The 20940-nt window shown below is 41.4% G+C and carries 20 protein-coding genes; 6 read left to right on the top strand and 14 right to left on the bottom strand.

All coding sequences use genetic code 11. The features are described 5' to 3' along the window. Positions 1–11: 11 nt before the first annotated feature. The 6 genes from K7A41_RS15035 to K7A41_RS15060 all read right to left on the bottom strand — a co-directional run bounded on the left by K7A41_RS15035 (position 12) and on the right by K7A41_RS15060 (position 6936). Positions 12–3071: a hypothetical protein gene (locus K7A41_RS15035; RefSeq protein WP_265714339.1), complete on the bottom strand. Its 3060-nt coding sequence runs from the start codon at positions 3069–3071 to the stop codon at positions 12–14. 237 nt (positions 3072–3308) lie between these two features. After that, entirely contained in the window at positions 3309–3794 is a 486-nt protein-coding gene (locus K7A41_RS15040) for a hypothetical protein (protein WP_265714340.1), read from the bottom strand. A gap of 7 nt (positions 3795–3801) precedes the next feature. Next, the gene (locus tag K7A41_RS15045) at positions 3802–4167 is read right to left on the bottom strand and encodes a C10 family peptidase (RefSeq protein ID WP_265714341.1); all 366 of its coding nucleotides are present in this window, start codon (positions 4165–4167) and stop codon (positions 3802–3804) included. After that, on the bottom strand, positions 4104–4994 hold the full coding sequence (locus tag K7A41_RS15050; RefSeq protein ID WP_265714342.1) for a Spi family protease inhibitor: 891 nt from the start codon (positions 4992–4994) through the stop codon (positions 4104–4106). Before K7A41_RS15050 ends, K7A41_RS15045 begins: the two co-directional genes overlap by 64 nt. A 797-nt stretch (positions 4995–5791) precedes the next feature. Beyond that, entirely contained in the window at positions 5792–6034 is a 243-nt protein-coding gene (locus K7A41_RS15055; protein ID WP_265714343.1) for a helix-turn-helix domain-containing protein, read from the bottom strand. A gap of 659 nt (positions 6035–6693) precedes the next feature. Next, positions 6694–6936: a hypothetical protein gene (locus K7A41_RS15060; protein ID WP_265714344.1), complete on the bottom strand. Its 243-nt coding sequence runs from the start codon at positions 6934–6936 to the stop codon at positions 6694–6696. A gap of 368 nt (positions 6937–7304) precedes the next feature. Here K7A41_RS15060 and K7A41_RS15065 point away from each other — a divergent pair, with 368 nt between their 5' ends. After that, positions 7305–7598 (top strand): hypothetical protein, encoded by a 294-nt coding sequence (locus K7A41_RS15065; RefSeq protein ID WP_322784028.1) that lies wholly within the window; start codon positions 7305–7307, stop codon positions 7596–7598. Here K7A41_RS15065 and K7A41_RS15070 read toward each other — a convergent pair. The 4 genes from K7A41_RS15070 to rsfS are packed head-to-tail and all read right to left on the bottom strand — an operon-like array spanning position 7595 to position 11445. Further along, the gene (locus K7A41_RS15070) at positions 7595–8218 is read right to left on the bottom strand and encodes a rhomboid family intramembrane serine protease (RefSeq protein ID WP_265714345.1); all 624 of its coding nucleotides are present in this window, start codon (positions 8216–8218) and stop codon (positions 7595–7597) included. The genes K7A41_RS15065 and K7A41_RS15070 overlap by 4 nt on opposite strands. 8 nt (positions 8219–8226) lie before the next feature. Continuing rightward, positions 8227–8874, bottom strand: a complete 648-nt coding sequence (locus K7A41_RS15075; RefSeq protein WP_265714346.1) for a LutC/YkgG family protein — start codon at positions 8872–8874, stop codon at positions 8227–8229. Positions 8875–8932: 58 nt separating this feature from the next. Then, positions 8933–11020 carry an ATP-dependent zinc metalloprotease FtsH gene (gene ftsH / locus K7A41_RS15080; RefSeq protein ID WP_037533932.1) on the bottom strand — a complete coding sequence of 696 codons (2088 nt, stop codon included), beginning with the start codon at positions 11018–11020 and terminating at the stop codon, positions 8933–8935. A gap of 50 nt (positions 11021–11070) precedes the next feature. Further along, complete coding sequence (gene rsfS / locus K7A41_RS15085) at positions 11071–11445, bottom strand: ribosome silencing factor (RefSeq protein WP_028071056.1); 375 nt, start codon at positions 11443–11445, stop codon at positions 11071–11073. A 47-nt stretch (positions 11446–11492) separates the two neighbouring features. On the opposite strand from rsfS, the gene K7A41_RS15090 reads away from it, so the two are divergent. The 4 genes from K7A41_RS15090 (at position 11493) to pfkA (ending at position 15810) form a co-directional block, all read left to right on the top strand. After that, positions 11493–12260, top strand: a complete 768-nt coding sequence (locus tag K7A41_RS15090) for a biotin--[acetyl-CoA-carboxylase] ligase (protein ID WP_265714347.1) — start codon at positions 11493–11495, stop codon at positions 12258–12260. A 149-nt stretch (positions 12261–12409) separates the two neighbouring features. Continuing rightward, a complete protein-coding gene (locus K7A41_RS15095) occupies positions 12410–12859 on the top strand; it encodes a protein-disulfide reductase DsbD N-terminal domain-containing protein (RefSeq protein ID WP_028071054.1) in 450 nt (149 codons plus the stop codon). 86 nt (positions 12860–12945) lie between these two features. Next, complete coding sequence (locus tag K7A41_RS15100) at positions 12946–14646, top strand: protein-disulfide reductase DsbD family protein (protein ID WP_265714348.1); 1701 nt, start codon at positions 12946–12948, stop codon at positions 14644–14646. 189 nt (positions 14647–14835) lie between these two features. Further along, positions 14836–15810, top strand: coding sequence for a 6-phosphofructokinase (gene pfkA, locus K7A41_RS15105; protein WP_028071052.1), 975 nt, complete (start codon positions 14836–14838; stop codon positions 15808–15810). 83 nt (positions 15811–15893) lie between these two features. Here pfkA and K7A41_RS15110 read toward each other — a convergent pair whose 3' ends face one another. The 4 genes from K7A41_RS15110 to K7A41_RS15125 all read right to left on the bottom strand — a co-directional run bounded on the left by K7A41_RS15110 (position 15894) and on the right by K7A41_RS15125 (position 19182). Then, positions 15894–17033, bottom strand: a complete 1140-nt coding sequence (locus tag K7A41_RS15110) for a TlpA disulfide reductase family protein (RefSeq protein ID WP_265714349.1) — start codon at positions 17031–17033, stop codon at positions 15894–15896. A gap of 74 nt (positions 17034–17107) precedes the next feature. Further along, a complete protein-coding gene (locus K7A41_RS15115; RefSeq protein WP_416221951.1) occupies positions 17108–17908 on the bottom strand; it encodes a TPM domain-containing protein in 801 nt (266 codons plus the stop codon). 120 nt (positions 17909–18028) lie between these two features. Continuing rightward, entirely contained in the window at positions 18029–18457 is a 429-nt protein-coding gene (locus K7A41_RS15120) for a TPM domain-containing protein (protein WP_265714350.1), read from the bottom strand. Between the two features lie 146 nt (positions 18458–18603). Continuing rightward, a complete protein-coding gene (locus tag K7A41_RS15125; RefSeq protein WP_028071048.1) occupies positions 18604–19182 on the bottom strand; it encodes a LemA family protein in 579 nt (192 codons plus the stop codon). Between the two features lie 164 nt (positions 19183–19346). Here K7A41_RS15125 and K7A41_RS15130 point away from each other — a divergent pair, with 164 nt between their 5' ends. Beyond that, entirely contained in the window at positions 19347–20891 is a 1545-nt protein-coding gene (locus K7A41_RS15130) for an NAD(P)/FAD-dependent oxidoreductase (protein ID WP_265714351.1), read from the top strand. Positions 20892–20940 lie beyond the last annotated feature (49 nt).

The raw sequence follows: 20940 nt of genomic DNA on the forward strand, positions 1-20940 counted from the left end.
AATCAAGTTATTTAAGGGTTTGGATAATTTTCTTTGTAAATCACCGAAATAGGAGTTTTTTGGATTATTTGACCATCATAATTCAATAAAAAGAATGAATAGACGGCAATTTGATTATTTACGAAACTCGTTTTTATACGTTCGATTTCAGCTGGAGTTATAATGTCCTTAATATAGAAATTTGTATACCACGGCACTACCCATTGGGTCTTTTCTTCATTAATCATTGTTCCCGCTAATGGGCTCCATTCGGCATTACTGAAATCATCATATGAAGTACTTCTGAAAATGAGTGGCATTCCAGTATTTTCATAATACATTTCATAACCAGTATCGTCGAAAAGTTTACCATTTTTATTCAGAATAAAGGTCCTATATCCTAAGTCATAAATATCATATCCTGTTATTCGTACGAATATTGGTGTACTTACATTCCCGTGCACATCTTTTACTTTAAGATATATTGTCGTATTCTCACTGTCCTCAGTAGTGCTCAATTTGATTTCCGCCGATTCACTATCCATCCATCGAATAGTTTCATTTTCAGTCTTAACACCCCATTGGTAAATTATTATATCACGACTATTAAGTATAAAATCCGCATAACCTGTCTCTGTATCGATACAATTTGCTTTGATCGTATAAAATCCCGGATCACGTTTCACATTTGCTAAGACAAACCGGGGAATTCCTACAGCGACTCTTGAAGATATAGTTGCATTGCCAATTTGGGCTGTTATATCAATTACCCCCTTACCAGTAACAGTTAATAAACCGGACGAACTAATTGTTGCAATGGATGGATTTGAAGTGCTCCAAGTGACCGATCCACCGATTGGATTAATAACACTATATTGGGATCCTGTTTTTCCTAATTTTGGGCCGTTAATACCCATTTTTAGCTGAGCATAAAGCCACTCTGCTTCTTTTGGCACCAAATCAATGTGGTCGCCAGATTTAGCATCCCTGATCAAAACATTTCCGCCAAATGGAGTATTGGCAGATGTGGGTCTTGTCGTAAAAAGTGCAGCGGTCAATGGGGCGGTCCCTCCGCCCGCAGCTAAAGCACTGGAAGTGGGTACAAACGGTATACTTTCGGAGGTACTTACATCATATGAATACCGCCCTAAAATTGGCACTTTAGGCACAAATGGGTCACCGCCTTGTAACTCTAAACTTGTCCTATATTGGGAACTTGGAAATATATCATATGTTAACCCTCCAGGCATAAACTTTTCATATGAAAAAATTGTCCGAGTAACGGGAACTGTCCAAAGAAATTTCTTGATAAACTTGAAATTTAGATTGGTTACTTTTGCACCGGTTGCTGATCCAGGAAAGATTTCCAAAGTACCTTTAACGGTACTTTTACCTGGGACTAAAGATAATGCACCGGCCCAGAAATCATTAAAGAAAGCCCCAACAAAAATAGCACCCATTCCGCCAGTAAGTATATTTGCAACATCAAGTAAATCAGTTGAAGCGGTTGCATTAGCCGTAAGGTAAGAAGATGGAACTGTTGCAGAAGCATAGCTTCCATTAGCTAATGCTATCATTCGAAAAGGCTTACTTGGATCTCCTTGGGGGAAACCTAATGTGTTCAATTCTTGCTGCCATAAATTGTGGTCAGTGTTATTAATATTTCCACCAAAATCCACATAATTGACTAGCATTTGTCTTGCAGCAGGGGAATGAATTTGCTTAAGCATATATTCCAGTGGTGTACCCGTAGCCAGTGAATATACACTTCCTAAGTTTAGTTTATTCTCCAAAAAAGAGCCTATTCCATGTAAAGCGTAAAGAGAACCGACGGGTATATTCGCACCTAAATGCGGGGAATCGTGACTTACATAGATTGAAGTCTGGTGAGGTAGTGCCTGATTTTCCATTGTTTTCAGGGCATACCTAGCTACCAACCCTCCCATACTTGAACCCATTACCACATTTCCAGAGGTACTTCCAGATAATTGTTTTTGACTATTAACCCATTGAATGACTTGCTTAAGTGTATTGGCGTTTGCTTGGATATATTGTTCGCTATTTGCCCAGTCGACATAGATTATATCGTAATCATTTATTATACGTTGACCAAAGGAATGATTTTGGAGGGAGGTATAAAATCCGTTCATGGTCTGGAATCCATATGGATTACCAAGTATCGGATCAAATCCTTCTACGATTATAAACGGATCTCTTATTGCTCCATTTCTAGTTTTTACAAACACCCTTGCTGTAGTACTTACGCCTTTATAGGCGGCTCCAGTAAAGCTTTGCCTTGGTGTGGTCAAATCTGGGTCTGAAAAAGTCCGCATAGCCATTGCGGAATTTACTTGAATAGAAGTGTGAGAAACGAGTTGTTGACCATTCGTCAACGTCACACGCATTTTAACTTCTTTTCTACCTCCTGACGTAAATGTCGCAGCAACTGAACCGCCAACGGTTATAACCTTATAGCCGGTTCCATAATCAATCTCAATTTTATTATATGAGAGATTAGAGAACCATGTAGTACTGTTAAGCTTGAACGTTACTGAACTTGTCTTAAAAATACTGTCTTGAGGAGCGAAACCTATAACATATTTAGTTCCATAGGGGTTTCTCCATACCCCGTTTACAGTTTTATCAGAGACCTTTCCGTTGGAATAATTTATTAGTTGATCAGAGATGGCATTTTCCTTTATAAAGGAATATTGAAAGGCCATTCCGCCTAAAGAAACAATGTTATTGGAGCCAGCACTGTACTGAGTAGCGAGTATCTGACTTACATCACCGAACGGTTTTGTACCTACAGCCGCAGATCTGATTGTTCGTAAGAGATAACTATAAATCTCTTTGTCTACGAAATTCTTTTCATTCAGATCTGAACCAGTATATTTATCAAGATCAGTCAAATCAAAGGCGTAGTCTTTTAATAAACCATTAGGAACTTTAGTTTTGTCTAAAGATGAGAACATGTTATTTAGGTAATTTCTTACCTCTGCATTTTCTTCTACTCCTTGAGCAAAGAGAAAACTAATATGCACAATCAGCGCGAGCAGAAAGGCAATAATTTTGGTTTGGCATCCTTTCATAATAATCGATTTGGGCTTAATGACTAGTAAGCTACAAATAAGCATATTATAAAAGGAATAATTTCGACCAACTCTATTTTGACCTATACGAAAGACGGCTTTCCCTCGACAAAGAATTTTAAGAAGATGAAACAATTAAACATGACAAAATAAAAAAACCACCATTGAATTTCATCCAATGATGGCTTATTAAAACCTAATTATGAATATGTTTGATTTTAGTTATAGGGAATTTATCTATTCTTTAGAAAGCGTGATTCGTATTGGATTTCCAAGTTGACTTTGGGGTATTAGCTGTCCATTTATCATTACTTGTGAATAACCTTTATAAGAATCAGTGCTTTCTATTTTTAGTTTTATCGAAACCTCAGAATATCCCTTTACTACTAATATACTTTCAGCATAACCATCACTTTGCGGTGTAAGATTTCCAAATATTTTCAGAAATTTCTCCGTATCGCCGTCATCTTTTACAATGTCCATATTTTTAGGAATGTCAAGATTTGAATGATTTTGTATTTCCCTTTCACCATCTTTGTTTACATAATATAAATCCAGATCTCCCATACCCAAGGAGCCTCCTTTTGACTCAAAAATATTATTTCCTTCTTCGTTTGTCAAAGATAAACGCATTTCACTATATACATGCATACTGTTTTCTCCTTCTTCCTTCTTACAAGAAAATATTGTAAAAAGCATTATCAATAATCCTAGCTTTTGCATATTGTAATTATTTTTTAATTGAATATACCATTCCTCTTTTATATTGGAAATTTAGACCTCCACCTGCATCGGCACTGGCAAATCCATACCAACCATTGTTAGATCCGCCCCAGCCCCAATTCATATGAAAGTACAAAAAAGATGCACCACCTGTCCATGTACCATCTGGATTTTGTTCACCACAACTAGTACCACCTCGAACCCCATCTGTTACCCAAACATGTCCGCCTTTAAATGTATGGAAAATAAATCCAGTTTTGTCTTTATATCCACTTAAAATAACGGGCCTATTAGCTCTAATCTCATTCTCTACAATATTATAATTGAAATCGGCCGCCGTTGCAGTAACGGAATATCCAAAAGTATTTTCCAATGCATGAGTTTAGAAATCTCATTAGCTCCGAAAGAAACGTCCCAATAACCAGAAACGGCATTTGGCATAATCCCGTAATTATATGACGAAGGATATTGATGGTATTTCATCACCTGAGCCATAGCGGTGGCTACACAACCTGTAAATGCTTTAGCATTGCAATAATAGGGAGTACATGCTAAATCAGGCATTAAATTGTTATAACCACCAATTTGATCCCAAGATGTCTGTAAAAGCGGACCAATTTCAAATCCGGTTGGTTCGCATCCACCAGCAGGGGGATAAAACCCAGCTACTTTATTATTAGAAGCTCGTTTAACATTTACTATTGGAGCTTCTCCACTTAAAAGTCTAAGGTAATTTCCTTTTTTTAGGAGAGTTTCTCCATTTGACTTAATGCTTTGACCAGATTTAATTTCTTCAATTTGAAGTTTATTCGCATATAACCATGCCTCAGCGGCAGCAGGAATAGTATCTGATGGAAAATTCGTTTCGTCGGAATAGGCTAAAACTGGATTAGCCCTGCGGTCCGCTGCTAGAATAATGAATCCGCTTTTCCCATAATTAAAAACGCGCATGACTGGAGTTCCATCCTCTGAAAATATCTCCTTTTTTAGTGATACTTGTAATTTTGTAGCATTAGTTTTACCGGCTGTCTTTTTACCTATACCTCCTAGAATAAAACTTTGCAAGGAATCAGCAACTTTAATACTTTCACTTAATGGAATATAGAACTCATCTTTGTTCAAAGCATCCAGTTCGATTCCTTTGTTTTTACAGGACACAAGTAAAAGCCCACTCAAAAATATGGTAAATAGTTTCTTCATTTAGGACAATAAATGTTAATGTATGGAAGCAAATGTATCTATGTAAAGAGAAACCCGAAAAGATATTCGACAAATGAAGGTTTGACCACGATCAAATACCAATTATACTCGACAACTCCAATAATGTCTAAGCTTTATGACCTCTATGGCACCTTGACGTTAATACCATTTGTAGAAGGAGACAATACAATCTCCTTGTTATCGTATCTTCTATTTTCCTTGCTAGATCTTTGGTAGATGGTAACAACCCTGACAGATAGCTGGGCTTGACAATTAACTATCCTGGAGGAGAACCTCCAATGATTATTGGATTTGGATAGGTATATCTAAGAGTTTCCAAATTTCGTATTACTCAGTCCGTTCCGCAACCTATATGCTTTTAAACGTTCCCGAAATGTTATCTTGTAAAATTCAAACGGTCAATATCCTAAGAACACGAAATAGATGTATAGTATTGGATTTGCGGTTCGCTTCTGTTGTTTTCCCAATATGTAATGCAGTCATCGCTAATTTGGATGGATCAACAGCCCCATTATTATAGAATAAGGTTATTCCTCTCTTACTATTGTTGCTTATCCATGGAATTAACAAATAACAATCATTCTCCAATTAATTTAACAGTAGGCGCTCGTATTGTTTAAGGTATTTTACAATGGTAGATAAAGAAGTAAACTATTTCAATTCTCCAAGAAAATATTTTTGTGCTGTACGGCCCTAGGTAACTTCGTTAGGTTCAGATGAAGATTTAAAAGTTCTTAATGCATTGTGGAAGGATATTAACAATATTAAAGACTAAGTTATTTTATAATATTGTCACTTATTATACTTAAATTAAAATCACAATGAGCTAGCAGTCTTTCAACTTTTGCCTTTTTAGATTTTTTGCCTCGACCATTCTCCCATCCAACAACTGTTTGGGGGTCAACGCCCATTATTTTAGCGAAATGTTTACGACTTAATCCATTTAAGGGAAGATTACAGGCATTTGCTATTCCTAATCCAAGAAAGAAGATAAAGAATAAGGGGCTGAGTGCTTTCATACTTTTCAATAACATTTTGTCTATCCATTGTTTACGCTGGAATATTCAATTTAATGATTTTAAAATTGTATTGTAAATACATATCCGTTATTACGATGATGGTAAGAATATCTTTTCTTTTTTTTAGCTTAAACAAGACACAAACGTCACATAGGAATACAGCAAGCTCTGCGAAATGAGCAATTTCGCTCTGAAGGTGGTCGGTTTCGCACAGTAAAATTACGATGCAGTCCTATGGAACATTCGCGAAGTCTTATGACTGCTACAAACAAACCAATGGAATTTTAATTTCCCCACGTGGAAAAATGAAACAGACAGGTGTTTGCCTCATTTTTCGGAGTAACCGCATGAAAAACTCCCCCGACTAGTTGGCATTGCCAGGAGAGTTTTTCGTTCAGTCTACTGACTGTTCGATTTCCCCAAGTGGAAAAACCGAACAGTCATGGCGCAGTTTCATACTTTTAGGTTGGTAAACTGCAAAGATACTGCGCGGATTGACAACTCCATCCCGCACCATCCATCCGAAGAAGACGTTCTGATCAATTTGTCCCCTAATTAACGGTTATCGAGAGGGCCTGTTTAACGAGTCTTTTCCATCTGTCTTAATTTACGGCTTGACCACTATTAGCGCTTCGTCAACATCATACCGTAGTGCCTCTTTAAAATAAGCGCATTATAAAAGGTAAATAATGCACACGGGATTTAGAGTTTTCCCAACAACTGATTGCGGTATTACGTTGGGTATAGCCAGTATTTCGTTTGAAAAAATGATAAAGGCTCTGGCTCTCTGCAGATCCTAAATTATCAGCCATATACGCAAGGGTTGTATCTGTATCAGCAAGAAGTGCCATCGCTTCTTTGATAAGAAATTCGTTGACAATCTGCAATGAGGTTTTTCCCATTGCTTTTTTACTACGAATGAAAGGTGTCGTAATGTAGATGAAGCCTTACCAATACTATTTTTTAAGTATATGATTAGCTTAAGAATATTAAACTTATTTGAAACAGTTTGAAAAAGTTTAAAGGTTAATCCTACCTAAAACTTACACTATTTTTCAATAATATGTGATCAATATAAAAGCATATTGTATACTGCTAAAACATTAAATACACGATACAGTGAAATCAGGACTGCTTTTCTATCTCGAAAGTAGATAAATCTAGTTTGAAGGGATAATTGCCAAGGAATTTAATTATTCTCAATTCTTATATGTTCACCCAAAGTCTGTGGATTTTTAGGTACTTTTATCGGTAGAGGTTTACTGATTTTTTGTTCAAAACGCAAACAGGGCAACGTTTTGAGTCGTTACAAGATATCCACTGCAATGCGCAGATGAGTACGAAACTCACAAGAGAGATCTGCAAGGTTGATGAGCTGGGGAAAAAATTGCTCAAAACAGCCATATCTCGCCTCAACCTTTCTGCCAGAGCCTATGATCGGATTCTGAAGGTGGCCCGGACAATCGCTGATATGGAAGATAGTCCACAGATTGAAAATCACCATCTGGCCGAAGCCATCCAATATAGAAGTTTAGACCGGGAGACCTGGGGCGGAAGATTTTAGAACTGTGCTAAGCAATGTTTTATCACCCAGGGAAAACACAGAATGGTCAAAATCAGCCCCGAAAGTGCACCGAAAAAATGGGCATCGTGATTGATGCCATCCCGTCCATTTTTGGAGGCCCAGATGCAATAACCCAAAAACAGAAAGGCAAAAAGGTAAGCCGGCATAGGGATAATCATCATTACCCCTATAGTCATCTTTGGATTGAATAGAATATAACTAAAAAGAACCGCACAGATAGCGCCGGAAGCTCCTAAACTATAATATCCGGGATTGTTCCGCTGCTGGATAACCGTAGGAATATCGCTGAGAATCAAGCTTCCAAAGTAGATAACGGCAAAGAGCACATGACCATAAACACTGGCTTGTGCCAACATCTGCTCTAACCCAAATGCAAAGTAATAGAACGTGATCATATTGAACAGCAGATGTCCCCAGTCACGGTGCACAAAACCGCTGGTCAATAGCGTATACCAACGTTCCTTACGTGCAATGCTATATGGATGAAGCATGAGTTTGCCAAAAAGTTGTTCGTTGGATAAGGTATAAATGCTTGTGACAAGTGTAAAAAAGAAGATAACACTCGCTACGGGTGTTTGTTGTAAATAAAAAGTTAGCATAATAATCGTTAGAATCGGTCTTCCAAAAGTAAAACGTACAGCTCTTTGGGGCCATGTGCTCCTAGTACCAAACGTTTTTCGATATCAGCAGTCCGCGAAGGGCCTGTAATCGTTGAAATCATCGTCGGCACCTCCTGACCGTACCTTCTTTGCATATAACCCAGGGCATCCTTTAAATCCCAGACCAATTGCGAGGCTTTGGCGACGACAATGTGTATAGGAGGGTAAATACTCAAACGTCGTCCCGAAGCATTTGCGTTGCTCACCATAATACTTCCGTTGCGGGCAATCAATGCCTCACAGGATGTAATGCTCGCATGCGCAGATTCAAAATCCTTTTCGGTCTTGATAAATGGAAAACCATACGGAATCAATAAATTCTGGATCCCCTGCTCCCAGGCATATATATTTTTGATGTTGTTGACCTCGGTCAATGTGATCAGATTCTCAATCAGTCCAATTTCACCATCACAATACAAAAACTTACCGCCAGCCGCCGTGAACTCACGAACAAAAACAATATCCACCAATTCATCTTCAGCTTTGTATAACGCAGTATCTTTAAAATTCGGATGGGGATTATCGTTTTTCTGAAGCAATGCCTGACGTATACGCTTTAACATTACCTCCTTCGCTGTCGCATTCTTCACGTTCATGGCTTCCTAGTAGTAGATAAATGCAGCGCCAGAGGCTCCAGCGCTGCACAATTTTCAATTAGTTGATATTATTTGGTGACGGATTATTATCCAACCGGCTTTCATCCCTCGAGCTTGTCTCATCCGGATGAACGTCTAAAGGAAGATCTGTTTGCGGCACACCGCCGCCGTCCGCACCGTTAACAAATTCATCGTAGGTTGTTTTGGTTTCAAAAGGACGTTTGCCTAGGATTTCTTCAAGATCCGACTGGAAGAGTATCTCTTTTTCCAACAGCTTTTCTGCGATCTTGATCAAACCTTCTCGCTTTTCCAAAAGCAACTGCTTGGTCCGAGCATATACATCATTGATCAGATTGCGCACTTCAGCATCGATAAGCTCTGCCGTTTTGTCAGAGTAAGGCTTTTGGAAGGATGCTTCCGAACTGTCGCGGAACGATACATTTCCAACTTTGTCGTTCATACCATAGATCGCAATCATCGCATAAGAAAGCTGAGTGATACGCTCAAGGTCGTTTTGGGCACCCGTCGAAATTCTTCCAAAAGTTATATCTTCAGCGACACGCCCACCCATAGTCATACAGAGACTATCGATCAGCTGTTCAGTTGTATATAGAAACTGTTCTCTCGGAAGATACTGTGCATATCCTAAGGCTGCAACACCACGGGGCACGATAGAGACCTTCACCAAAGGATCGGCATGCTCCAAAAACCAGCCTGCAATAGCATGCCCTGCTTCGTGATAAGCCACAATGCGTTTCTCCTCAGGTGAGATAATTTTATTCTTCTTCTCAAGACCTCCGATCACACGGTCCACGGCGTCCTGAAAATCCTGCATATCAATTTCGGGCTTGTTTTTACGCGCAGCAATCAGTGCCGCCTCATTACAGACATTCGCAATCTCTGCTCCCGCAAAACCAGGCGTCTGTGCGGATAATTTTTTAGCATCAACTTCCGCTGAAAGCTTCAATGGCTTCAAATGCACCTTAAAGATCTGCTCCCGACCAATTAAATCTGGCTTATCGATAGAAATCTGGCGGTCAAAACGTCCCGGACGCAATAACGCGCTATCCAGCACATCAATACGGTTGGTCGCGGCCAGAATAATCACTCCCGAATCAGTACCAAAACCATCCATTTCGACCAGCAGCTGATTGAGGGTATTTTCGCGTTCGTCATTACCGCCCATCATCGAGTTCTTACCACGTGCGCGTCCTATAGCATCAATTTCATCGATAAAGATAATACATGGTGCCTTTTCCTTTGCCTGTTTAAACAGGTCGCGCACGCGGGACGCGCCCACACCGACAAACATCTCGACGAAGTCAGAGCCGGACAAAGAGAAAAACGGTACCTGCGCTTCACCTGCAACGGCCTTCGCCAGCAAGGTTTTACCTGTCCCCGGAGGGCCAACAAGCAGTGCTCCTTTTGGAATCTTACCTCCTAAATTCGTGTATTTACGCGGGTTTTTCAGAAAGTCTACGATCTCCATCACTTCCTGCTTAGCTTCTTCAAGCCCCGCAACGTCATTAAACGTAATGTTGATCTGCGATTCTTTGTCAAACAGCTGCGCTTTGGACTTGCCAATATTAAAAATAGCACCGCCGCCGCCAGCAGCACCGCCGCCCATACGGCGCATCAAGAAAATCCATATCGCCGCCAGCACAAGCAACGGCAACATAAACGTTACAAACCAGCTCGCCCAAGGATTGGAGCGGTCTGCATAGGTAAGTTGTACTTTCGGGGTACCCGGGGCCAGCTCGGCCTGTGATTCGGCCAGTTTCTTTTCCAGCACCTCGGCCGAAGCGTCTTTAAAAATATATTGCGGACCTGCATTCTCCTGGCCAGAAAGGCTTGGAATAGCATCATTTCCTCTAGAAACATCTTTAAAGCTGGGATTATCTTTCCAGCCTTTTTTTAGGTAAACTTCAACCTCGACAAGATCATTTTTCTTATAAGCTTCCAAGCGCTCAACAGCACCTGTTTTTAACATGCGTGTCTCAAAATCACTGTAGCTAATTTCCTTAGCCGGGCTTTCTCCAAAAACATATTGCAAGGCAAAAAAACCTAAAAACATGGCAATCATGAGCCACACAAAGTTAAATTTTGGCGGTTTTGGGCTTACCTTACTACTTGGGATTTTTTTCATTATATCGTAATTATATTTTCTTCTTATAAATTATTCAATCAGAGCCGCAATTAAGCACTCTGAAAATGCTGAATCTCTGCATCTCCCCAAAGCTCTTCTATTCCATAATGGGCTCTTTTTTCAGTCTTAAAAATATGCACAACCACATCCACAAAATCCAAAATCAACCATTCTCCATTTGCTTGACCTTCTTTATATTGGGGTTCCTGTCCAAAAGCTTTATAGACCTCTTCTTCCACACTCTTGGCAATAGCATTAACCTGAATGTTAGAATCGGCGTGACAAATTACAAAATAGTCAGATACAGAACTGTGCAGTTCCCGTAAGTCCAAACGAACAATCTCGTTTGCTTTCTTTTCCTGCATGCCGTGGACGATAATTTCTGATAGACGTTGGGACAATTCTGAACTTTTATTTTTACTCATTAAAAAATATGATAGTTTTGACTTAATATTTATTTAATACTTTCAGTTTGCAAAATAACAATATTTCGGGACTTATCATCGGTCAAAATACAATATATCTTGACAAAGTTGCCTCTACAAACGATTATTTAAGAGAATTATTGTCAAATTTCAAGCCACTAGCTGAGGGCACTGCCATTTTAGCAGAAGATCAGTTTCAGGGAAAAGGGCAACGAGGCGGCACATGGTTTAGCGAACCGGGCAAAAATCTAACGGCTTCCATTCTCCTTAAGCCACATTTCCTATCCATAGCACAGCAATTTGCCTTATCGGCAACAGTGGCTATCGCTGCCGCTAAGTGGCTGAAAGACAAAACAGAACAACCTGTTTTCGTTAAATGGCCTAATGATATCTATATCGCCAACAAAAAGATTGCAGGCATATTGATTGAAAATAAAGTAAAGGGCGTCCAAATTGATGCGTCTATTGTCGGCATTGGCGTAAATATCAACCAGATCAATTTTGACACTGCGGAAACAATTACCTCGCTCGCCACACTTACAAATAGGGAGGATTATAACGTCAAAGAACTCGCAAAAGAGCTCTTTTTGAGTATACAACAAGAGTATCAGACGCTGAAACAAGGCCTTCAGCGCCAGCTCGAGCGTTACAACCAGCTACTATTATGGAAAGGCGAAGAAAAACCTTTCTTAATCGATGGCATACAAAAAAACGGTATTATCCAAGGAGTATCCATAGATGGCAAACTACAGGTGCTGACCGAGGGAAAGCTTCAGAAGTTTGACATCAAGGAAATTAAACACCTTATATCCTAAACTTTACACAAATCAGATACATGCTTCTTGAGAATAGGAAAGCTTTACCTTAAATTTGTCCTATAGCAAATTAAACCTTCGGGGTATTTAACCATCAAAAGAACATAACACACGCTATACGTGTCTAGGAATTGAAAAATTAAAGTCGAATGAAAAAACTAATTTTATTGATGACTGCAGTACTTTTTGCAGTTACTGGAGCTTTCGCTCAAATTCACAAGCCGGTAAAATGGACAGTAGCCAGCAAAAAGCTGAACAATAACGAGGCTATGGTATATGTAAAAGCAACGATCCAAAATGGATGGCATATCTATTCTCAAAACATAAAAGATGGCGGTCCTATTCCAACCTCTTTCACATTTGCCAAATCGGGGGATTATGGCATCATCGGAAAAACTGCTGAGCCAAAACCTAAAGTAAAACACGAAGAGGTGTTCAAGATGGATGTCGGCTATTTCACCAACGAGGTTATCTTTCAGCAAAAGGTAAAACTAAACAAAGGAACAGCCACTGTGAGAGGAACAGTGGAATGGCAGGCATGTGATGCTTCGCAATGTCTACCTCCTGACGATTATGCTTTTGCTGTGACAATCAAATAGTAAAAATGATCTTATACGGATAAATTAATAAGGCGATTCTCATCGCCTTTTTTTATTTTTGAAAATAACATCACAATTAGATCCGCATGTTAAAAAACACATTTATTCTACTACTCATTGCTTTTTTCAGCCTTTCGTTCAGCGCAGCCAGTTTCGCGTTTCAGCAGGACAGCCTGACAAGCACCGAAGGGCTTCAATTTGAATCATCACCTGACACATCGACGGCCACGCAGCCCGTTCCTGAAGATCTGGCATTCTCCGAAGCACCGGACACAGTAAGCCAAGACAGCAGCCAGACAACCAAAGCGCCTATTTCCACTTCTATTGATCAGGATGCGGGGAAAAAGTCGCTTTGGGGTATCTTTATTGCTGGACTGCTCGGTGGCTTTGCGGCACTACTGATGCCTTGTATATTTCCTATGTTGCCTTTGACAGTCAGCTACTTCACCAAACAATCGGGCAGCCGGGCGAGCGGTATCAGCAAAGCCTTACTGTATGGCCTCTTCATCATCGTTATCTATGTGTCACTCGGTATGATTATTACTATTGCTTTTGGATCGGATGCCCTGAATGCGCTATCTACCAACGGCATATTTAATTTCTTATTCTTTTTGTTACTGGTTGTCTTTGCAGCATCCTTCTTTGGTGCTTTTGAAATTACGCTCCCAAGCTCCTTTGTCAATAAAATGGATGCAAAGTCGGATAAAGGCGGACTCGTGGGACTTTTCTTTATGGCTTTCAGCCTTTCGCTGGTCTCCTTTTCTTGTACAGGCCCAATTATTGGCACCCTACTGGTGGAAGCTGCTTCGAAAGGAGAACGCCTAGGTCCTGCCATCGGTATGCTGGGCTTCTCCATCGCACTGGCGATCCCTTTTGGTCTGTTTGCCATGTTCCCTTCGATGTTAAAGTCCTTGCCGAAGTCCGGCGGATGGCTCAACTCCGTAAAAGTTGTACTGGGATTTTTGGAACTAGCCCTGGCATTAAAATTTCTGTCCAATGTGGACTTAGCTTATCATTGGAACTGGCTCGACCGTGAAGTATTTTTATCCTTGTGGATTGCCATATTTGGGCTGATGGGGCTATATCTGATCGGGAAGATCAAATTTTCGCATGATAGCGAGCTTAAATTTTTATCCGTTCCACGAACTCTATTGGCGATTGTTGTCTTTTCTTTTGTTATCTATATGGTTCCGGGACTTTGGGGAGCACCCCTTAAGTCCATCTCCGCATTTCTTCCGCCGGCGGCAACACAGGATTTTGACCTTTCAGCCGGAGTAGCAGCCTCTCCCGCCCACAGCGATGGCAAAGTGAAAAAGTACGCTGAAATCTTCCATGATCGTGGCACACCAAAAGGATTTGATCCGTACTACGATTACGATCAAGCTTTAGAAACAGCTAAAGAACAGAATAAGCCTGTGCTGATTGACTTCACAGGCTGGAACTGCGTTAACTGCCGGAAGATGGAAGCAAATGTCTGGACTGATCCGGGAGTAGCAAAATTACTGAAAGAAGAATTCATAATGGCCGAACTGTTTGTTGATGACAAAACAGAGTTACCGGCAAATGAACAGTTTATTTCAAAATATAGCGGCAAAAAGATCACAACCATAGGAAAGAAGAACAGCGACTTTCAGGCGTCGGCATTTAATAGTAATTCGCAACCTCTGTACGTGATCGTGGACGCTTCAGGAAAAGTGCTGGTGCCGCAGACAGGTGCAAATTACAACATCGCAGAATATAAAGCTTTTTTGCAGAGCGGCATCGATGCCTTTAAAGCACAAAGATAACGGGGGCAAATAGAAAATACCGTTATTTCAAACGTCCGGCTCATTGCAAAGTTTGTACTTAATCTGGTTACCGCTTTGATGAATTGCATTATAAAAAGCGTTTGTTTAGCTTCTTTCATCTTTGGAAGTAGATTTTATAACATAAATATAATTGTATATACGCACAAATTTAGCTAAGTTTGATTACGTATGAGTAACATTAAAAAAATTGCCGTTTTGACATCTGGAGGGGATGCTCCAGGAATGAATGCTGGTATCCGCGCCGTTGTGAGAGCGGGTATCTATAATAATCTTGAAGTATTTGGGATACGGAGGGGATACGATGGTCTAGTGAATGGCGAAATCATTCCGATGGACGCTAAATCCGTAGCCAACATCATACAGCGTGGTGGCACCATACTCAAAACAGCTCGAAGTGAAGCTTTCAAAACTGTTGAAGGACGTCAGCAAGCGTACGAAAATTTGCGTAGCCACGGAATTGATGCGATGGTCGTCATCGGTGGCGATGGGACATTCACAGGTGCCTCCAAATTTATCGAAGAATTCGACATTCCTATTATTGGTCTTCCGGGAACAATTGACAATGATTTGGCCGGAACTGACTTTACCATTGGTTACGATACAGCAATTAACACAGTTATTCAGGCAGTGGATAAAATTCGCGATACTGCCGAATCCCATGATCGCCTTTTCGTCATCGAAGTGATGGGGCGTGACTCTGGATTAATCGCCATCCGTTCGGGTATCAGTACTGGCGCTGAAGCTGTGTTGGTTCCAGAATTTGAGGTTGATTATGATGCCATCATGAAACGGCTGGATAAAAGTCGTAAAAATAAATCTTCACGCATTATTATTGTTGCCGAAGGCGACAAAGAGGGGGGAATGGTCGTTTCTGAAAAAATCAAGGAAAACTTTCCTCATTATGATGTCAGACTCTCCATCCTCGGCCATATACAACGTGGCGGCAGCCCGACATGTATGGACCGCGTCCTCGCCAGTAGACTAGGGGTCGCTGCTGTGGAGGCCTTACTCGCCGGCCGTAGGGGCGAAATGGCGGGGCTGATCTGTGGTGAAGTTAGGTTTACTCCATTTAAAAATGCAATAAAGCACAATGTGAAAATGAATGAAGATCTCGTTCGGATTATTGAGATTCTTTCCTTATAGCTCTTTATTATCTATAAAAAAAGCGGTAAAATAACTAAGTTTTACCGCTTTTTTTATGGGATCTGCTTCCAGTATCCTGCAGACTACTTCAAAAGTTCAGCTAACTTAGCTTCCAAAGCTTCGCCCCGAAGGTTAGAAGCCACAATCTTGCCAGAAGGATCGATCAGGAAGTTTTGAGGAATTCCACGCACTTCATATAGTTTAACCGGAGCTGATTTCCATCCCTGCAGGTCAGATACATGTGGCCATTGCTGTAGATTATCATCATGAATAGCTTTCAACCAAGCATCTTTTTTACCCGGATTGTCCAAAGAAACTCCGAAAACTGTAAATCCTTTATCTTTAAACTTATTGAAAGCAGCAACCACATTTGGGTTCTCATGACGGCAAGGTCCACACCAGCTCGCCCAGAAATCCAACAATACATACTTTCCTCGCAATGACGATAGGGAGATATTTTTTCCTGTTGTGTCCGGAAGCGTGAAATCAGGAGCGACTGAGCCAATGGCAACAGCTTTCAATTTTTGAATACGTTCTGCCAGCTCTTTCCCTTTTTCGGAGTTTTTCAGCTCAGGAGACAGCTTTTCAAAAGATGCGACATATTCGTTCACGTTTTCACCGCTGAGGTTATCAGCCAATAGGTCTAAAGTATACCAGCTTTTGGGATTTTTGCCGATAAACTCCGCATCAGCCTTCTCCATTTTTTCAGAAATCTCCCCAGCTTGCTTCTGCAAGCCCTCTATGAATTTGGGGTCGTTTTTCTGCTCGTCGCTCGCTGCATAGTATTGTTGATTTAATGCTTCAAATCCGTCAGCGTAAGGTTTGATAAACGCCTTGTACTGGGTAAAATCGTCATTAATTGCTGTTCCACTAATGATTGCGTCCTTAAATCCCTTTGTAGCATCTACTTTGATAACACCTTTGGACAAATACAGCTGCGCCGTCTCCGGTTGCTTCTGTGCCCCTCTCAGCTCGGCAAAGGACAATCCATCGGCTGAGTAAATCATAATACCTTTTGTAGGCGAAGCTACTTCACCATTGAATTTAAATTCGCCTTTTACAACAGCTGCGGAATCAAGCTGACGCGTTCCATTGGAAGCATATTGTAGAAATACTTTCGCTTTGTCAGAAGGTGCATTGACCTTTCCTGTCACTGTATAGCTTTCTTGCGCCATTAACAAGGCTGGTAAAAAGCTTAAACCCATTAATATTCCCTTTTTCATAATTATATACTTATCGTAAATGTAAAACATTTCCCCTGCACTGCTGTCCTATTTAACATTATTTAGCAAAGTTGTTACCAACGGCCCGACGCACCGCCACCACCGAAATCACCGCCACCAAATCCGCCAAATCCACCACCGCTGCCGCCGCCAAATCCGCCGCTGCCGCCACGACCGCCGCCACCTAGACCGTTGAGCAGCGTCCACCAGAAAATGTCGGACGAACCGCGACCGTTCATCACGCGTCCGCCTCCTTTTCCACCCCCACCTCGATTTGAAAACATGACAACAAGGAAGATGACAACAATAATCACAAATATAATCGAGCCAGAACCACCACCACTTGGTTGTTTCGGATCTGCCTTATATTCTCCTTTCGCATAGGATATCAGCGAATTCGTCGCTTTGTCGACGCCACCGTAATAGTCCCTTTGACGAAAGGCAGGCTTAATATCATTCTCTATGATACGGTAAGCAATGGCATCTGGAACAGCTCCTTCAATCCCGTATCCGGTCTGAATGGTGACCGCACGATCACCTAGTGCCGCCAATAACAAGATGCCGTTATTGTACTTTTTGTTGCCCACCCCCCATTTTTTTGCGAGACGTACCGCATAATCCGAGATATCATAGCCACCCGTGGAGTTCATCAAAACAACAGCAATCTGCGTTGATGTTGAGTCTTCAAAAGCAAGAAGTTTTTGTTCCAGCATCTGCTTCTGGTCGGCAGTTAATGTGTTTGTATAGTCATTGACAAGTCTATGTGGTGTCTCAGGAAAGTCCTGTGCCATTGCCACAACTAAGGACGCACAGTACGCCAGCACCACCAAAAGTGAAATCCGGACCTGAGAACGTATTTTCGATGTTAATTTCATCAACTATTCTTATTTATTGCTTTCTATCTTCTATTAATTATGGCGAACAGCCCTTTAGGCACATCCGACCTAGCACTCCGCACCAAACGGTACTTTTTCACGATATGCTCTGGCAACGACCTAACGGTCACCAAATACGATATCGTTCGGAAGCTCATTGACATCATCATGCTCGCGTGGAAAAAACTTGGCCAGTTGCCGTCCAGCATGTCCAATCCCCGCGACCAAACCTTCAACGATCCTGCCCTGTCTGAACTCTTCCACCATAATATCTTTCGTACAGTTCCAAAAATCATCTTCAACCCGCTCATTGATGCCTTTATCTCCAATGATAGCAAACTTGTGATCTTCCAATGCAATATAAATGAGCACCCCGTTTTTCAAAACAGTTTTGTGCATCCCCAATTTTGAAAAATAATAAGTCGCTCTATCCTGTACTTCGTCAGGGCAATGATTTTCAATAACAACTCGAATCTCCCCTGAAGTCTCATTTTCCGCCACGTTGATAGCATGAACCACTCTTTCTTGTTCTTCCGTATGTAAAGCCATAATATTTCCTGATTATTATCTGTTTTCCTAGCTCAGATAGTCAGAGGAAAACAGCACAGCTAAAACTGTTAATATAAAAAATGGATGATGGGCTCCCACGCAAGCCGCATCATCCACAATCCATCCATTACCAACAAAATGCTTTTCTAGAATGACACAGTCGGTGCTTTGTCTGAACCCGGTGCTGCAGTAAATGTTCCTTTGGCCTTAAACCCGAACATACCGGCCATTAGATTATTTGGAAAACTACGTACAGTGGTATTATATTGTTGTACGGCTTCGTTATATGCTCTACGTTCTGTAGAAATACGGTTTTCCGTACCCTCTAACTGAGCTTGTAGTTCCAGAAAATTTTGATTCGCTTTTAAATCGGGGTAGGCTTCCACTGAAGCTAAAAGACGGCTCAGGGATCCGCTGAACTCGTCCTGCACTTTCTGAAATTTAGCGATATTCTCCTCCGACAGGTCATCTGCATTAATTGTCACCGAAGTGGCTTTAGCTCTTGCTTCAACAACAGCTGTCAGTGTGCTTTCTTCATGTTTGGCGGCACCTTTTACAGTGTTAACCAAGTTCGGGACCAAATCAGCACGACGTTGATAAGCATTCTCAACCTGCGCCCATTTGGCTTTGACATTTTCGTCCTGGGACACCATTGTATTGTAGCCGCAGGAGTTTAATGATACTAACGCAAAAAAACCAAATAAGGCTACCAAAAATCTATTCATTTTCATTGTTTAAAGAATTAAATACTATTCAAATTATACAGTTACACTATCAAAGCATATACCAAGCTCTTACTAAGATAAGAATATTTTTATTTCAAATCTGCAAATACGCAATATTCCTTAACTTTGTCCCGGTTTTGGGATAAAAACCCAGCCCCTATGATATGCAAAAAGAAATTGAGATCGCAATCTCCCCCGAAAGAATCGAAGACGAGCAATATATCCTTCAACTGGGCATAAAAACTCTGCGGCTAAAACCTCAGCAAATAAAAGCCTATAAGATCCGTAAACGTTCTATTGACGCACGCAGCAGACAGGTGGTATACCGAGCACGCGTTATTTATTATATCGACGAATTTCCGCTACCTGAAGTCTACGAAAATCACTTTAAATCCGTCCGCACGGGCAAACCTGTAATCATTGTCGGTGCAGGGCCGGCCGGCTTATTCGCTGCTTTACGCTGCATCGAGCGCGGGCTTAAACCGATCGTTATCGAAAGAGGCAAAAAGGTGCAGGAGCGAAGACGTGATCTGGCAAAACTGAACCGGGAGGGAATTGTCAATCCCGAATCCAACTATTGCTTTGGTGAGGGGGGAGCCGGCACGTATTCAGACGGTAAACTGTATACGCGCTCGAATAAACGGGGAGACGTCGACAAGGTACTTAAACTTTTTGTTTCCCACGGTGCTGCAACCGATATTCTGGTAAACGCCCGCCCGCATATTGGCACCAACAAATTGCCGCATATTATCGAAGCCATGCGCGAAAGTGTCCTAGAGTTTGGAGGTGAATTTTATTTTGACCAGCGTGTCGACGATATTCTGGAGTCCTTTGGCCAGGTGCGCGGTGTAAAACTCGCCAGCGGAGAACAAATCAAAGCAGATCATGTCATCGTGGCTACAGGCCACTCTGCCAGGGATATTTTTGAGTTATTCCGAAGGAATAATTGGCTGATCGAAGCAAAACCATTTGCGTTGGGCGTGCGCATCGAACACCCGCAGTCAATTATCGATCAAGCGCAGTACCATTGTCAGGTGAGAAGTGAACATTTGCCCCCAGCTTATTACAGCCTGGTCGAACAGGTGAATGATCGCGGCGTATTTTCATTCTGTATGTGTCCCGGTGGAGTTATCGCTCCCTGTGCGACCGACCAGAATGAGATCGTCGTGAATGGATGGTCGCCTTCGAAACGGAATAATCCACACGCCAATTCGGGCACAGTCATCCAGATCAATCTCGAAGACGTGCCAAACGCAGCGAAAGACCCTTTTGCACTGCTTGATTTTCAGAGACAAATCGAACACAAAGCCTATACGGCGGGCGGGGGCAAGCTTGTAGCCCCAGCGCAGCGTATGGTTGACTTTGTGGAAGGGCGTATATCAATGGACCTACCCGCAAACTCATATAAGCCAGGAACCTTGTCTACGGATCTCAGCGATATACTACCCGACTTTGTTCATCAAGCACTCCGTGGTGCCTTGCCGATTTTCGGAAAAAAAATGAAAGGTTATTATACCAACGAAGCCATTTTGGTGGGTGTAGAATCGCGAACTTCCTCGCCAATAAGGATTCCGAGAAATAAGGAAAATCTGCAACATCCTCAGGTAAAAGGACTTTACCCCTGTGGAGAGGGAGCAGGCTATGCTGGCGGTATTATTTCAGCCGCTATTGATGGAATTAACTGTGTCGATGCAATTGATTTAAATTGATATTTTTTGATTTTTCTCTTGCAGAATAAGATCAAATGCTTTACTTTTG

The organism is Sphingobacterium sp. InxBP1 (assembly GCF_026191775.1).
Lineage (GTDB): Bacteria > Bacteroidota > Bacteroidia > Sphingobacteriales > Sphingobacteriaceae > Sphingobacterium > Sphingobacterium thalpophilum.